13 protein-coding genes are annotated in these 14,698 nt (G+C 75.0%); 8 read left to right on the top strand and 5 right to left on the bottom strand.

The genetic code is table 11. The features are described from left to right. The first annotated feature begins 68 nt into the window (after positions 1-68). Positions 69-1,115, top strand: a complete 1,047-nt coding sequence (locus IPO09_02545; GenBank protein ID MBK9516230.1) for a polyprenyl synthetase family protein — start codon at positions 69-71, stop codon at positions 1,113-1,115. Here the strand turns inward: IPO09_02545 and IPO09_02540 are convergent. Both IPO09_02540 and IPO09_02535 read right to left on the bottom strand, forming a co-directional pair. Continuing rightward, complete coding sequence (locus IPO09_02540) at positions 1,112-2,044, bottom strand: hypothetical protein (GenBank protein ID MBK9516229.1); 933 nt, start codon at positions 2,042-2,044, stop codon at positions 1,112-1,114. The genes IPO09_02545 and IPO09_02540 overlap by 4 nt on opposite strands. After that, positions 2,041-3,258: an ATP-grasp domain-containing protein gene (locus IPO09_02535; GenBank protein MBK9516228.1), complete on the bottom strand. Its 1,218-nt coding sequence runs from the start codon at positions 3,256-3,258 to the stop codon at positions 2,041-2,043. The genes IPO09_02540 and IPO09_02535 overlap by 4 nt, the downstream gene beginning before the upstream one ends. 100 nt (positions 3,259-3,358) lie before the next feature. Between IPO09_02535 and IPO09_02530 the strand changes: the two genes are divergently transcribed. Next, a complete protein-coding gene (locus tag IPO09_02530; protein ID MBK9516227.1) occupies positions 3,359-4,579 on the top strand; it encodes an ATP-grasp domain-containing protein in 1,221 nt (406 codons plus the stop codon). A gap of 61 nt (positions 4,580-4,640) precedes the next feature. Here IPO09_02530 and IPO09_02525 read toward each other — a convergent pair whose 3' ends face one another. Further along, positions 4,641-6,107, bottom strand: coding sequence for a glycogen synthase (locus tag IPO09_02525; GenBank protein ID MBK9516226.1), 1,467 nt, complete (start codon positions 6,105-6,107; stop codon positions 4,641-4,643). A 50-nt stretch (positions 6,108-6,157) separates the two neighbouring features. On the opposite strand from IPO09_02525, the gene IPO09_02520 reads away from it, so the two are divergent. From IPO09_02520 to IPO09_02495, 6 genes are read left to right on the top strand one after another with little or no spacing between them, the layout of a single operon-like run. Beyond that, the gene (locus IPO09_02520; protein MBK9516225.1) at positions 6,158-7,384 is read left to right on the top strand and encodes an ATP-grasp domain-containing protein; all 1,227 of its coding nucleotides are present in this window, start codon (positions 6,158-6,160) and stop codon (positions 7,382-7,384) included. Between the two features lie 55 nt (positions 7,385-7,439). Then, positions 7,440-8,387 (top strand): Type 1 glutamine amidotransferase-like domain-containing protein, encoded by a 948-nt coding sequence (locus IPO09_02515; protein ID MBK9516224.1) that lies wholly within the window; start codon positions 7,440-7,442, stop codon positions 8,385-8,387. Further along, positions 8,384-9,526: an esterase family protein gene (locus IPO09_02510; protein MBK9516223.1), complete on the top strand. Its 1,143-nt coding sequence runs from the start codon at positions 8,384-8,386 to the stop codon at positions 9,524-9,526. The genes IPO09_02515 and IPO09_02510 overlap by 4 nt, the downstream gene beginning before the upstream one ends. Before the next feature lie 8 nt (positions 9,527-9,534). Then, a complete protein-coding gene (locus IPO09_02505) occupies positions 9,535-10,770 on the top strand; it encodes a hypothetical protein (GenBank protein ID MBK9516222.1) in 1,236 nt (411 codons plus the stop codon). Beyond that, the gene (locus tag IPO09_02500; GenBank protein MBK9516221.1) at positions 10,767-11,504 is read left to right on the top strand and encodes a hypothetical protein; all 738 of its coding nucleotides are present in this window, start codon (positions 10,767-10,769) and stop codon (positions 11,502-11,504) included. The genes IPO09_02505 and IPO09_02500 overlap by 4 nt, the downstream gene beginning before the upstream one ends. 12 nt (positions 11,505-11,516) lie before the next feature. Continuing rightward, positions 11,517-13,481, top strand: coding sequence for a CBS domain-containing protein (locus tag IPO09_02495; GenBank protein ID MBK9516220.1), 1,965 nt, complete (start codon positions 11,517-11,519; stop codon positions 13,479-13,481). Positions 13,482-13,560: 79 nt separating this feature from the next. On the opposite strand, the gene IPO09_02490 is transcribed toward IPO09_02495, so the two are convergent. Together IPO09_02490 and IPO09_02485 are read right to left on the bottom strand one after the other, a co-directional pair. Further along, positions 13,561-14,349, bottom strand: coding sequence for a hypothetical protein (locus tag IPO09_02490; protein MBK9516219.1), 789 nt, complete (start codon positions 14,347-14,349; stop codon positions 13,561-13,563). Then, the gene (locus IPO09_02485) at positions 14,349-14,627 is read right to left on the bottom strand and encodes a hypothetical protein (GenBank protein MBK9516218.1); all 279 of its coding nucleotides are present in this window, start codon (positions 14,625-14,627) and stop codon (positions 14,349-14,351) included. The genes IPO09_02490 and IPO09_02485 overlap by 1 nt, the downstream gene beginning before the upstream one ends. Positions 14,628-14,698 lie beyond the last annotated feature (71 nt).

Below are 14,698 nucleotides of genomic sequence, written 5' to 3'. Positions count from 1 at the left end.
CACCCGCGCGCGACCGGGCTATACGCCTTCAACTTTCCTTGAACGCGCTTCACGGAGGCGGCACCGGCATGGCCTCGGAGCAGACCATCGTCTCGCAGCTCAGCCAGACCGCCGAGCGCGGCGTCCGCCCGGAGCGCGCCCAGGCGGCCCTGGCCGAGGTGCCGGGCCTGCCCGAGACCCTGGCGGCGCTGGAGCAGCAGCTCAGCGACGCCACCCTGGACGCCGAGGCGCGGCTGCAGGCGGCCGCCCGCCACCTGGTCTCCGCCGGCGGCAAGCGCATCCGCCCCATGGTGACCCTGCTGGCCTGCGGCGCCAACGGCGGCGCCATGAAGGCCGCCATCCCCTACGCGGTGGCGGCCGAGCTGACCCACTCCGCCACCCTGCTGCACGACGACGTCATCGACGACGGCCCGGTGCGCCGCGGCCAGCCCGCCTCGCGCGTGCTCTGGGGCAACTCGGTGTCGGTGCTCTCGGGCGACTGGCTGCTGACCCGGGCCCTGGAGATCGTGGCCCAGGCCCCGGCCGCCAGGCAGGCCCTCCTGCCGCTGCTGGCCACCATGCGCCGGCTGGTCGAGGGCGAGGTGCTGCAGCTCACCTTCCGCGGCACCTTCGCCGCCACCGAGGCCACCTACCTGCAGGTGGTGGTCGGCAAGACCGCCTCGCTGTTCGGGTGGGCCACCGCCGCCGGCGGCTGGGCGGCCGGCGCGCACGGCGCCATCCCCGACGCCCTCTCGCGCTTCGGCGAGGGCATCGGGGTCGCCTTCCAGCTGGTGGACGACGCCCTCGACTACGCCGCCGACCCGGGCCTGCTCGGCAAGCAGCTGGGCACCGACCTCCTCGAGGGCAAGGCCACCCTGCCGCTCATCCGGGCGCTGGAGGCCGAGCCGTCGCTGCGGCCCCGCCTCTCCCTGCTCATGGAGGGCCAGGCCGACGGCGTGGCGGTGGCCGGCGAGGTGCTCGAGGCGGTGAGGCGCTCCGGCGGCGTGGACGCCGCGCGCGCCCTGGCGCGCCAGCACACCGGCGTGGCCATGGCGGCGCTGCAGCTGCTGCCCGACGGCCCGCACCGCCGCGCCCTGGCCGAGGCGGCCCGCTCGCTCACCGAGCGGGCGTTCTAGGCGGCGGCCTCCCGCCAGGCCGCGAGCACGGCCCGGACCAGCGGGGCCGCCAGCCGCGCCACCTTGGCCGGCGCGGCGGTGAGCGGCCGGAGCGGCAGCCAGGCCTCCACCAGGAGGTCGCGGCGCACCTCCACGCAGAGCACCCGCGGCGCCCAGCGGGCCGCGTGCCGGTGGCCGAGCGTGCTCGGGTGCAGCGGGTAGGTGGCGCTCACCTCGGCGGTGAGGCCGTCGGCCGCGAAGGCGGCCGCCACGGCGCGGACCAGCGGCTCGGCCAGGACGCGGCCGGAGGGCTCCCGCGCGATGAGGTCCACCTCGGGTCGGAGCGGCCAGGTGGGCTCCACCTCCGGCCGGTAGGCGCGGCGCAGCGCCTCCACCACACCGTCGTCCACCTCCACGTCCACGCTGCGCGGCGCGTAGGTGTGGGCCATCAGGCCGAACCCGCCCTGGCCACAGGTCCACTGGTAGGCGGCGCTGCTCACCTCCACCCAGGCCTGGTGGCGGGCCCGCAGGAGCTCGCGGTCCCGCGGGTCTCGCACGTACGGCGGCAGGCCGGGGGTCACCCGGCCGGCGCGGAAGTCCTCCGGCGAGGCCTCCAGGACCCGGTTGCAGTCGATGAAGGTGCGCGGGATCTCGCTCGAGAGGACCAGCACCGTCCGCCGCGGGTCCGCCGCCACCAGCGCCTCGGCCAGCGCCGCCGCGTACTCGGGCGCGCCGGCGTCGGTGTTGACGTGGAAGAACTCGGCCAGGCCGTCCGGGAACGGGCCGTACAGGGCGCGCCCCAGCGCCTCGAAGTGCGCCGCCCGCGTGGCGCCGTGCGGCACCTCGACCAGGAGATCCGGCGGCGCGCCCGCCGGCGCCGCCGCGCCGCGGAAGAGCCGCGCCTCGCAGACGCCGGGCAGGGAGCGGACCGGCTCCACCGGCGCGCTCACTCGGCGAACATCCGGACGTCGGTGGCGGCCGCCATGGCCAGCCGGTGCGCCTCGGCCCACTCCGGGTGGCGCACCATGAGGTGGCCGTCGGAGAGCAGGGTCTGCTTCCAGTTGCGCCGGTGGGTGCCCGGGCGGAGGAGCCGCTCCTCCAGGGCCCAGGGCCCGGCCTGGCGGAGCCAGCCGCTGAGCCCCTCGATGCGGGTGATGCGCCCCTGCCCCTGGGCGCGCTTGAAGATGATGGCGGCGTTGTACCGGCGGGCGGTGGGCCCCTCGAAGCGGCCGAAGCAGGCCACCCGCGCCCACTCGCGGAACAGGTCCACGTCGCAGGTGTAGTTCATCTGGTCGACCAGGTGCGCCCCGCCGGGCCGGCACCCGATCTCGCCGAAGACCGCCTCGCCCTTGGGCGTGAGGAACCACTCCATGTGCGTGAACCCGTCGCCCATGCCGAGCGCCCCCAGGACCGCGCGCCCCAGCTTCACCCCGGGGGCCAGGCGCGGCTGGTACATGTCGCGCACCGTGATGACCACCGGGCTGACCCACTCCTGGCTGCGCGCCTCGAGCGGCTTCGGCAGGTAGCTCGCCACGTTCTCGAAGGCCGGCGTGCCGCCGATGCAGACGGTGTCGAAGGTGAACTCCTCGCCCTCGACGTACTCCTCGCAGCTCGCCTCCGGGATGCCGCGCATGGCGGCGATGGCCGCCTCGAGCTCACCCTGGGTCCGCACCCGGTAGGTGTCGGCGCTGCCGGCGCCGGCGATGGGCTTCAGGATCAGCGGGAAGCCGATGACCTCGGCCGCCGCGCGCACCTCGGCCTCCGAGGTGACCCGCCGCGAGCGCGGCACCCGCAGGCCGGCCGCCCGCACCCGCTCCTTCATGAGCTCCTTGTCGCGGAAGCCGCGCACCACCTCGGGGGACATCCCCGGCAGCCCCCAGCGCTCGCGCAGCCGGGCCGCCAGCTGCACCAGCACCTCCCAGTTGGCCAGCACCCGGTCCACCGCCCGGCCGCGCAGCCAGGCCGAGGCGCGCGCCATGACGTCGTCCTCGTCGAGGATGCGCGGCACCTGGAGGTAGTCGTGCAGGTGCGGGCGCACCTCGGCCGGCAGCGCCTGGCGGGGCGTGTCGCCGATCCCGTAGACCTGGGCGCCGACCTCGGCCAGCCCCCGCGTGTACTGGATCATCTCCGGAGGGAAGGACGGCGCCAGGAACACGACTCTCATGGCGGCGAAAGCTACCACCGGTCGCGCCCGGGATCCCCTCCCCTCCCGCGCCGGGGCGCCGTTTGACGGGGCGCGCCGCCCCCTGCCAAGGTGCGCGGCCATGCCCCGCAACGTGGTCTTCGTCGCGCCCTTCCCGGTCGATGCCACCATGCGCTTCGTGCGCGCCGCCTCGCGGCACCCGGACGTGCGGCTGCTGGGGATCGTCCACACCCCGCCCTCGGGCGCCGACGCCGGCGTCTACGCCGACCTGGTCCGCGTCACCGATCCGCTCTCCGGCCAGGACCTCCTCGACGCCACCCACCTGCTGCAGCAGCGCCACGGGACGATCGACCGGATCATCGGCATCCTCGAGGCCCTGATGGTGCCGATGGCGCAGGCCCGGGCGGCCTTCGGCGTCCCGGGGACCCCGCCCGGCGTGGCCGACCTGTTCCGCGACAAGGCCCGCATGAAGGCCGCCCTCACGGCCGCCGGGCTGCCGGTGGCGCGGAGCCGGCTGCTCGCCGGCGAGGCCGACGCCCGGGCCTTCGCCGAGGCCATCGGCTTCCCCATGGTGGTGAAGCCGCCGGCCGGCGCGGGCGCCAAGTCCACCTTCCGGGTGGGGTCGCTCCCCGAGCTGCTGAACGCCGTCCGGGGCATGCGGGCGAGCCCGGCCAGCCCCATCCTGGCGGAGGAGTTCCTGCGCGGGCGGGAGTTCAGCTTCGAGACCATCACGGTGGGCGGCCAGCCGCGCCTGGAGTCCATCTCCCAGTACCAGCCCACCTGCCTCGAGGTGCTCGAGAACCCCTGGATCCAGTGGACCTGCCTGCTGCCCCGCGACGTCTCTGGCCCCGAGTACGAGCCGGCCCGCCGCATGGCCCGCGGGGCCATCGCCGCCCTGGGGCTGGAGGACGGGGTGACCCACATGGAGTGGTTCCGGCGGCCCGACGGGAGCACCGTCATCGGCGAGATCGCGCAGCGGCCGCCCGGCGCCAACATCTCGCTCATGACCGGCCTGGCCCACGACGTGGACCTGTACCGGGCCTGGGTGCGGGCGGTGGTGGACGGCGCCTTCGACGGCCCCTGGGAGCGCACGTACGCGGTGGGCTGCGCCTTCCTGCGGGGCCTGGGGCGCGGACGGGTGGCCGCCGTGGACGGCGTGCACCAGGTCCACGAGGCCATCGGCCCGCTGGTGATGGAGGCCCGCCTGCCGACGGTGGGCGCGCCGAAGGGCGAGAGCTACGAGGGCGACGGCTACGTGGTGGTGCGCCACCCCCGCACCGAGGTGGTGCAGCAGGCGCTCCAGACCATCATCGAGACCGTCAAGGTGCGCTACCTCGAGTAGCCGCGCCGCGGCGGCGGCCCGGGGCGCGCCGGCTCGGGGACCGTGATCTCCTCACGGTCCGTCAGCCCGCCTCGGGCGCCAGCTGCCGGTAGAGCTCGAGGTACTCGCCGATGCGGTGGCGCCAGCCGAGCGGCAGCCGCATCCCGTTCCGCTGGAGCCGGACCCAGCGCTCGCGGTCGGCGCCCGCCCCGCTGCCCCAGCAGTCGAGCGCCCGGTTCATGGCCCAGGCCAGGCCGGCCTCGTCGAAGTGCTCGAAGACGAAGCCGGTGCCGCGGCCGCTGGCCGGGTCCCAGGGCAGGACGGTGTCGGCCAGGCCGCCGGTGCGGTGCACCACCGGCGCCGTGCCGTAGCGCAGGCTGTAGAGCTGGTTCAGGCCGCACGGCTCGTAGCGCGAGGGCATGAGGAAGAGGTCGGCGCCGGCCTCGATGAGGTGGGCCCGGTGCTCGCTGAAGGCCGGGTCGAAGGCCACCTGCCGCGGGAAGGCCCGGGCCAGGTCGGCGAAGAAGCGCTGGTAGCGGTGCTCCCCCTTGCCGAGCACCACCAGCTGGAAGGGGCGGCGGGCCAGCAGGCCGGGCAGCACCCGGGTGCACAGGTCGAAGCCCTTCTGCCAGACCAGCCGGGAGACGATGCCCACCACCGGCACCTCGCGGTGCCAGGGCAGGCCGCTGGCCTGGAGCAGGGCCGCCTTGTTGCGCTCCTTGCCCGAGAGGTCGCCCTCGTCGAAGTGGTGCGGCAGGTGCCGGTCGGTGGCCGGGTCCCACTCGGCCTCGTCGAGGCCGTTCAGGATCCCCCGCAGCACGTCGCGCCGGGCCCGCAGGTCGCCGTCGAGGCCCACCCCGTGCTCCGGGGTCTGGATCTCCCGGGCGTAGGTGGGGCTCACGGTGGTGATGGCCCCGGCGTGCAGGATGCCGGTCTGCAGGTAGCCGAGGCGGCCGGCGGCGAGCGCGTCCTGGTGCAGCAGGTCGCGGGCCGGCAGGAGCCCGGTGTCGGGCAGGACCCGGGCGTCGAAGGCGCCCTGGTGCCCCAGGTTGTGGATGGTGAGCAGCGTCCGGGTGCGGTGGAAGAGCTGGTCCCAGGCGAAGACGCTGCGCAGCAAGAGCGGCACCAGCGCGGTCTGCCAGTCGTTCACGTGGGCCACGTCCGGCGCGAACCGCATGGCCTGGCAGGCCCGCAGCGCGGCCCACTGCAGCACCGCGAAGCGCAGGTGCTCGTCGGGCCCGCTGCCGTAGATCGAGGGGCGGTCGTAGAGCCCCGGGCAGCGCACGAAGTAGACCGGCAGGTCGGTGCCGGGGAGCGGCGAGGCGTGGATGGAGACCCGGATGCGGTGGGCGCCGAGGGTGAACGCCAGCTCCGGGACCACGGTGCGGAAGGCCCGGCCGGGCGCCTCGACCCGGGCGTACATGGGCAGGAAGGGCCGGACGTCGTGGCCGAGCCCGTGGAGCAGCCTGGGCAGGGCGGCGGAGACGTCCCCGAGCCCCCCCGTCTTGGCGAAGGGGGCCAGCTCCGACGAGAGGAACAGGATCCGCACGGCCCGGCACCCTAGCAAGCGAGGCGCCGGTTCCATATAACCCCCTCCCCATGGCCCCCGACGTCGTGTTCCTCGAGCCCTCCTTCCCCGCCAACCAGCGCGAGTTCGTCCGCGCCCTCCACGCCGTCGGCGCCCGGGTCAGCGGGATCGGGGAGCGGCCGCAGGAGTCCCTGGATCCCGAGCTGCGGCACTGGCTCTTCCACTACCACCAGGTCCGCAACGTCACCGACGAGGGGCAGCTCGAGCAGGCGGTGCGCTGGATCCAGGGGCGCGTCCCGGTGGCGCGCCTCGAGGCGGTGGTCGAGGCCCACGTCATGCCGGCCGCGCGGGTGCGCGAGCGCTGCGGCATCCCCGGCACCAGCGTGCACACCACCTTCCTGTGCCGCGACAAGCCGGCCATGAAGGACGCCCTGCGGGCCGCCGGCATCCCCTGCGCCCAGTCGCTCGGCTCGGCGGACGCCGCCGAGATCCGGGACTTCGCGGCGCGGGTGGGCTACCCGCTGATCGTGAAGCCGCGCGACGGCGCCGGGGCCTCCGGCACCCACCGGGTGGACGGCCCCGCCGAGCTCGAGCAGGCGCTGGCCGCCTCCGGGGTGGGGCGCGGCGCCGGCGTGGCCGTCGAGGAGTTCATCGAGGGCCACGAGGGCTTCTACGACACCATCACCATCGACGGGCGGGTGGTGCACGAGTTCATCACCCACTACTACCCCAACGTCCTGGAGGCCATGCGGACGCGCTGGATCTCCCCGCAGTTCGTGGCCACCAACCGGGTCGACGCCACGGGCTACGCGGAGCTCAAGGCCATGGGCCGCCAGGTGGTGGAGGTGCTCGACATCGGCACCTCGGCCACCCACATGGAGTGGTTCTTCGGCCCCAAGGGGCTGAAGTTCAGCGAGATCGGCTGCCGCCCGCCCGGGGTCCGGGCCTGGGACCTGCACGCCGCCGGCAACGACCTCGACCTCTACCGCGAGTGGGCCAACGCGGTGGTGCACGGCCAGCCGGGCGCACGGGCCTCGCGCCGCTTCGCCGCCGGGATGATCGCGCTCCGGCCCGACCGCGACGGCACCATCGCCGGCTACGAGGGGCTCGACGAGATCCACCGGCGCTTCGGCCCCTGGATCCTCGACCAGCACCTGCCGCCGCCCGGCGCCCCGACCCAGCCGGTCGAGGCCGGCTTCATGGCCAACGCCTGGCTCCGCCTGCGCCACCCCGACTACGACGAGCTCCGCGGCATGCTCGACGCCGTGGGGCGGACCGTGCGGGTGAGGGCGCGCTGACCGGCGGGCGGCCCGGCCTCTGCTATCGTCGGCGCCGCCGTCCAGCCAATCCCCCATGCCCGCCGCCGTCGTCCTCCTGGGAGCCCAGCGCTTCGACCCGACCCTGGGCGAGGCCGTGGCGGAGCTCGGCGTCCGCGGCCGCATCGCGGTCGTCACCGCCGGCTGGCAGGAGCGCGAGGACGAGGACCAGGACCTGCAGGAGCACCTGCAGGGGCGCACCGTCAACCTGCGGCTCCACGCCCTCGGCGAGCAGCTCTTCCGGGAGGACCCGGAGCTCCGCAAGGCGCACCGGGAGCGGCAGCTGGCGCTGCGGGTGCGGCGCGACTTCTACCGGATCCGCCTGGAGCACGCCCTGGAGGCCGACCGGGTGGTGCGGCACCGGGCCCCGCCGCCGGACATCGCCGAGGAGCAGGCCCGGGCCTCGGCCGAGGCGGTGCGCGCCCTCGACGCCGACTTCCTGCGCAGCTGCGCCCGGCTGCGCGCCGAGTTCGAGGCCCGCTGGACCCCGGCCGATCGGCCCGCGGTGGTGCGCCACCGGCAGGCGCTGGCCGAGCTGGTGGACGGCTGCGACGCGGTGGCCATCGCCGGAGGCAACGTGGCCACGCTCCTCAACCGCGTCTCGCTCTTCGGCCTGACCCCGCTGCTGCGTCACAAGCCGGTCTTCGCCTGGTCGGGCGGCGCCATGGTGGCCAGCGAGCGGGTGGTGCTCTTCCACGACCAGCCGCCCCAGGGGCCGGGCGCCCCGGAGCTGCTCGACGAGGGGCTGGGGCTGGTGCCCGGGCTGGTGCTCTTCCCGCAGCCCGAGGAGCGGCTGGACCTGACGCGGCGCGACCGGGTGCAGAACCTGGCGCAGCGCTTCGCCCCGGCCCGCTGCCTGGCGCTGCCGGCGCGCTCGCGGGTGACCTGGCGGGACGGCGCCCTCGGCTCGGCCCACGGCGTCCTCGAGCTCCTCGGCGACGGCGGCCACCGGCCCCTCCGGCCGGGCGCGGAGGCCGCGCCGTGACCGGCCCCCGCTCCGCCGTCCAGGCGCTGCTGGCCTCCCGGCCCGACCAGGCCCGGGCCCAGGCCTTCCTGGCCGGGCGCCGCATCCCGGTGGTGGAGGGCTCCTCGGTCACCTTCCTGTGGAACGGCCAGGCCGACGGCGTGAACCTGCGCCACTGGGTCTACGGGCTGGAGTCCGCCACGGCGCTCACCCGCCTCGAGGGCACCACCCTGTGGCACCTCACCCTGGAGATCCCGGCCGGCTCGCGCGTCGAGTACAAGTTCGAGGTCTGGCGCAGCGGCGGCAGCACCTGGGTGGAGGACCCGCTCAACCCGAACCGGGCGCGCGATCCCTTCGGCCACAACTCGGTGCTGCAGGCCGAGGGCTACCAGGCGCCCGGCTGGAGCCGGCCCGACCCGCTGGCCCGCCCCGGCACGCTGGAGCCGTTGGCCTTCGACAGCCCCACCCTGGGGCGGCGCACCGGCCACCTCTACCTGCCGGCCCGCTTCCGCCGCAGCCGCCAGTACCCGCTGCTGGTGGTCCACGACGGCAGCGACTACCTGAACTACACCGGCCTGAAGACGGTCCTCGACAACCTCATCCACCGCCTGGAGATCCCGGACCTGGTGGTGGCCCTGACCGACTCGCCGGACCGGCTGCGCGAGTACGCCAACGACGCCGGCCACGCCCGCTACCTCACCGAGGAGCTGCTGCCGCACCTGGCCTCGCGCTTCCCGCTGGTGGACCGGCCGCAGGCCCGCTGCCTCATGGGCGCCAGCTTCGGGGCGGTGGGGGCCCTCTCCACCGCCTGGCGCTACCCGGGCCGGTGGGGGCGGCTGCTGCTCCAGTCCGGCTCCTTCGCCTTCACCGACATCGGCACGCACAACCGCCGCGGGCCGCTCTTCGACCAGGTGGTGGGCTTCGTCAACGAGTTCCGCGGGGAGCCGCGCGCCGTCAGCGAGCGGGTCTTCGTCTCCTGCGGCATGTACGAGTCGCTGATCTACGAGAACCGCTCGCTGGTGCCGCTGCTCGGCGCCACGGGCATGGACGTCCGCTTCGTCGAGGCGCGCGACGGCCACAACTGGGAGAACTGGCGGGATCGCCTGCGGGAGGGGCTGTCCTGGCTCTTCCCGGGCCCGCTGATGCTCGTCTACGAGTGAGGTCGACCATGGCCGAGGTGGTTCGCAAGATCGGGCTGTCCCTGGGCGCGGACCTGTGCTGGCCGCTGTGCTTCGAGGCGCTGGTGAAGCGGCTCGACCTGCGCGTGCCGCACCAGGGCGACACGCTGCGCTTCGAGGTCGAGCGGGTCACCATCGAGCCCTTCGACCTGCGCCAGCCCGTCAAGTACGACGTGGTGGTGGACCGCCTGACGCACTGGTTCCACACCAGCCGGGAGTGGATCAAGAAGGCCATCCTGGTGGACGACCTGTACGTCTTCAACAACCCCTGGAGCGTGCAGGCCAACGAGAAGCACACCTCCTACGCGGCCATGATGCGGCTCGGGATGCCCATCCCCGAGACCTGGATGCTGCCGCCCAAGAGCCACGAGCCGACCCCGGACCTGCGCCCCACCCTGCACCGCTACGCCCGGCTCTTCGACGTGGCCGCCATCGGCGACCGCCTCGGCTGGCCCTTCTACCTCAAGCCCTACGACGGCGGCGGCTGGCGCGCCGTCACCCGGGTGGCCGACGCCAAGGCCGCCTGGAAGGCCTACGAGGAGAGCGGCAAGTCGGTGATGCACGCGCAGGCCTCGGTGGAGGGCTTCGACCTGTTCGTGCGCTGCATCGGCTTCGGCCCGCAGACCCGCTGCGTCCTGTACGACCCCGGCGCGGCGCTGCACGACCGCTACACCATGCGGACCGGCTTCATGCCGGCCGCCGACACCGAGCACCTGCGCAAGCTCACCCTGACCATCAACGCCTTCTTCGGCTGGGAGTTCAACTCCTGCGAGGCGCTGCGCCGCGCCGGCACCTGGCACCCCATCGACTTCGCCAACCCCTGCCCGGACTCGCAGGTCACCTCGCTGCACTTCCACTTCCCCTGGCTGGTGAAGGCCTACCTGCGCTGGACGCTCTACTGCGCCGCCACCAAGCGCCCCATGCCCAAGAACCTGGACTGGGCCCCCTTCCTGGCCGTGGCGGCGCAGGACCTGCCCTTCTCCGAGAAGCTGGACCGCTACGCGGCCATCGCCGAGGCGCGCTTCGAGGCCGCCCGCTTCGAGGACTGGTGCGCCGCGCACCTCGGCCACCTCGACGAGGTGACCGACCAGTTCTTCACCACGCCGGAGGCCAAGGACGCGGTGCGCCAGAAGGTGACCGCCCTCTTCCCCGCCCACGAGGTCGAGCGCTTCACCGAGCTGTTCTGGGGCCGCATCCAGCAGTGGCGGCGGGAGGGCGGCCCGTGAGCTCCTTCCAGAAGGCGCGCTGGCACTCCTCGCGGCTGGGCTGCGACGTCACCCTGGCCCGCTGGGGCGACGTGGGCCAGCCGGTGCTGGTCTTCCCCACCGCCGGCGGCGACGCCGAGGAGATCGAGCGCTTCCAGCTCATCGCGGCGCTGCGGCCGCTGCTGGAGGCCCGGAAGGTCAAGATCTACTCCTGCGACAGCGTGGCCGGCGCGGCCTGGTTCAACCGGACCGGCAGCCCCGACCACCGCATGCAGCTGCAGCACGAGTTCCACCAGTACGTGAAGCACGAGGTGGTGCCCGCCATCCGCCTCGACTGCCAGGCCCCGGACGTCCCCATCTGGAGCGCCGGCGCCTCCATCGGCGCCTTCCACGCGGCCGCGGTGGTGTGCCGCTTCCCCGACCTGTTCCACCGGGCGCTGGCCATGAGCGGGACCTTCGACCTGATGCGCTTCATCGAGGTCCCCACGCCCAACCAGGCCTTCCAGGTCTCCTCGCCGCTGCTCTTCGTCCCCCACCTCGAGGGGCTCCACCTCGAGGTGCTGCGCACCCGCTTCATCCAGTTCGTCACCGGCGAGGGGCGCTTCGAGAACCTGGGCGAGAGCTTCGGGCTGGCCAACGTGCTCGGCGCCAAGGGGATCCCCAACCACGTGGACAGCTGGGGCCCGGAGTGGCACCACGACTGGATCACCTGGCGAAAGATGCTCCCCCAGTACCTCGAGCAGTGGACCCGCTAGGAGGGCGCCGCCATGGACGACACCCACGAGCACAAGCGGACCGACGGCGAGCTCTCCGGCGAGGAGCGGCGCCGCTTCATGCGCGCCGTGCTCACCGACATCCAGGCCCTGGAGCGGATGCAGGCCGAGGGGCTCTTCGAGCGGGGCGTCTCCCGCATCGGCGCGGAGCAGGAGCTGTTCCTGGTGGACCAGGCCTACCACCCGGCCCCGGGCGCGCTCGACCTGCTCCGGCGGCTCGACGACCCGCACTACACCACCGAGCTCGGCCTCTTCAACCTGGAGGCGAACGCCGACCCGCAGCCGCTCGGCGGGGCCGGGCTGCGGCAGCTCGAGGCGCAGCTGGCGCAGCTCTACGGCAAGGTGCGCGACGCCGCCGCCGCCATCGGCCAGCAGCCGGTGCTGGCCGGGATCCTGCCCACCATCACCACCAGCGACCTCGGCCTGCGCAACATGGTGCCGAACCCGCGGTACATGACGCTGAACCGGGTCATGAACGAGGCGCGCGGGCAGGACTACACCTTCTCCATCAAGGGCATCGACGAGCTGGTGGTGCGGCACGACTCGGTGATGGTGGAGGCCTGCAACGCCAGCTTCCAGGTCCACCTGCAGCTGGCCGAGCCGGAGCGCTTCGCCCACCACTACAACCTGGCGCAGGCGCTGCTGGCGCCGGTGCTGGCCTCGGGCACCAACTCCTCGGTGCTGTTCGGGCGCCGGCTCTGGGCCGAGACCCGCATCGCCCTCTTCGAGCAGGCGGTGGACATCCGCACCCCCGGCCTGCACCTGCGCGACGCGCAGGGGCGCGTCTCCTTCGGCACCCACTGGCTGTCCGGCCAGGTGGCCGACCTCTTCAAGGACAACGTCAGCCGCTTCCGGCTGCTGGTGGGCACCGATCCGGGCGAGGACTCGCTGGCCGTGCTGGCGAGCGGCCGGATCCCGGACCTGAAGGCGCTGCGGCTCCACAACGGCACCATCTACCGCTGGAACCGCCCCTGCTACGGCATCTCGGAGAACGGCAAGCCGCACCTGCGCATCGAGCTCCGGGTGCTGCCCGCCGGCCCCACCATCGCCGACGAGGTGGCCAGCGCGGCGCTCTGGCTCGGCCTGATGAGCGAGCTCGGGGCCACCCTCGACGACCTGCCGGCCAGGCTCGACGTGGGCCACGCCCGCGCCAACCTGTACGCCGCGGCCCGCGACGGCCTGGGCGCCCGCCTCACCTGGCTGGACGGCGAGGAGACGCTGGCCCAGCCGCTGCTGCTCGACCGCCTCCTGCCGCTGGCCCAGGCCGGGCTGGACCGCGCCGGCGTGGACCCGGCCGACTCGGCGCGCTACCTCGGCATCGTGGAGGCCCGGGTGCGCACGCTGCGCACCGGCGCCCGCTGGATGACCCGCTCGCTCACCGCCATGCAGGACCGCGGCGGCGCCGGCGCGCGGGCCACGGCGCTGGTGGCGGCCATGATCGCCCGCCAGAAGTCCGGCAAGGTGGTGAGCGAGTGGGAGGGCGCCCAGCTCGACGAGAACGACAGCGCCCGCACCGGCCACCACCGGGTCGGGCAGCACATGACCACCGACCTCGTCACCCTGCGCCCGGACGACCCGGTCGAGCTGGCGGCCGAGCTGATGAGCTGGCGGCGGCTCCGCCACCTGCCGGTCGAGGACGAGGCGGGGCGGCTGGTCGGGCTGGTGTCGAGGCGCGGCGTGGAGCGCCACCTCGCGGCGCTGGCCACCCACCCGCCGCCGCCCGGCGCCCCCAGCACGCCGGTGGCCGAGGTCATGAAGCGGAGCCTCATCACCGTGACGCCCGAGGCGCCGGTGCTGATGGCCCTGCACCTCATGAAGCAGAACCGCATCGGCTGCCTCCCGGTGAAGCAGGGGGAGCACCTGGTGGCCATCCTCACGGCCGAGGACCTGCTCGACCTGGCGCCCGGGGTGCTGGCGCCGGGCGCGGCCCCGCCGGCGGCGCCGTCAGAGGAGCGGTGACCGACCGGCCTGGCCGCCGGGCCGCCTGCGCCGGCGCCCGCCGCGAGGGCCCCGGCTCGACGGCCGGCCGCCCGGCCGGTCAGGGCCCTGCGGGCCCCGGCCGCTGGTACACCGGCACCAGGAACACCGCGTGGAAGTCGGGCCCGGGCAGGTCGGCCCACAGCTCCAGCTCCCAGTAGCGCGGCAGCACCTCCGACAGCGCCGTGCCGAGGACCCCCGGCCCCGGCGCGGGCAGGTCGAAGCGGATGGGCAGCCGCGCCCCGCCGCCGCCCGCCACCGCCCGGGTGGCGCTCCACCGCTCCACCCGCTCCAGGCGCCGCCCGCCGGGCGGGCCGGCGGGATCGTGCGGCCGCCCCACCGGCTCGCCCCACCGCTCCTCCAGGCAGGTGAGCCGGGCCGTGAGCCCCTCCAGCCGCGCCGTGGCCCCGTCGCGCACCAGCGTCACCTCGAGCGGCTCGCCCAGGAAGAAGGGGAGCCGCGCGAAGCGGAGCTCGGCCACGCCGTGGCGGGCGCGGCGCAGCACGGCCCGCACGCCGCGCCACAGGAGCCAGAAGCCGACGGCCAGGAAGACGCCCACCACCAGCGCCGGCAGCAGCGCCAGGCCGCCGGGCGCACCCGGCAGGATGGCCGCCCCCACCGCCGAGCCCACCCCGACCAGCAGGCCGCCGCCCAGGAGCGCCTGTCGCGCCTCGCGCCCCGACTCGTCGAGCGCCCCCTCGCGCCGCCAGGGGTGGTCGGCCAGCCAGGGCTCGGCTGGCCCCCCGCCCCACCCGGCCCGCGCCACCCGCGCGGCCAGGCGGCGCACCCGCCCCCCGCGCGGCGAGGTGAGGCGCGCCGGCGGGCGCGGCGGAAGGGCGGCCGGGTCCATCAGGCGTTCCGGAAGGCGCGCTCCGCGGCCAGCACCGCGCTGGCCACCGGCGCGTCGAAGGGCCAGGCGTCCACCACCAGCTTGCCCAGCCCCTCCGGCCGCTCCTTCCTGGGCGGCAGCACGCCCGCCTCCACCGCGGCCAGGTAGCCCGCCAGGGTGTCGTGGCAGGCGTCCAGCTGGGTCCGGCAGAGGGCGCAGCCGGGGTTGGCCTGCTCGGCCTCCACCTCGCGCAGGGCGGCCAGGAGCAGGGCGCGGGCGCGGTCGAGGCGAGGGGGCATGGGTCGAGGAGAGATACACGATCCCGGGCCAGGGCGGGGGCCCATAGACGCCCGGGCCCGCGGCCCCGCCC

The sequence above is a fragment of the Anaeromyxobacter sp. genome, assembly GCA_016718565.1.
Taxonomy (GTDB): Bacteria; Myxococcota; Myxococcia; order Myxococcales; family Anaeromyxobacteraceae; genus JADKCZ01.
The sequence above is the reverse complement of the archived record's forward strand: the minus strand, read 5'-3'. Positions and strand labels throughout refer to the sequence as shown.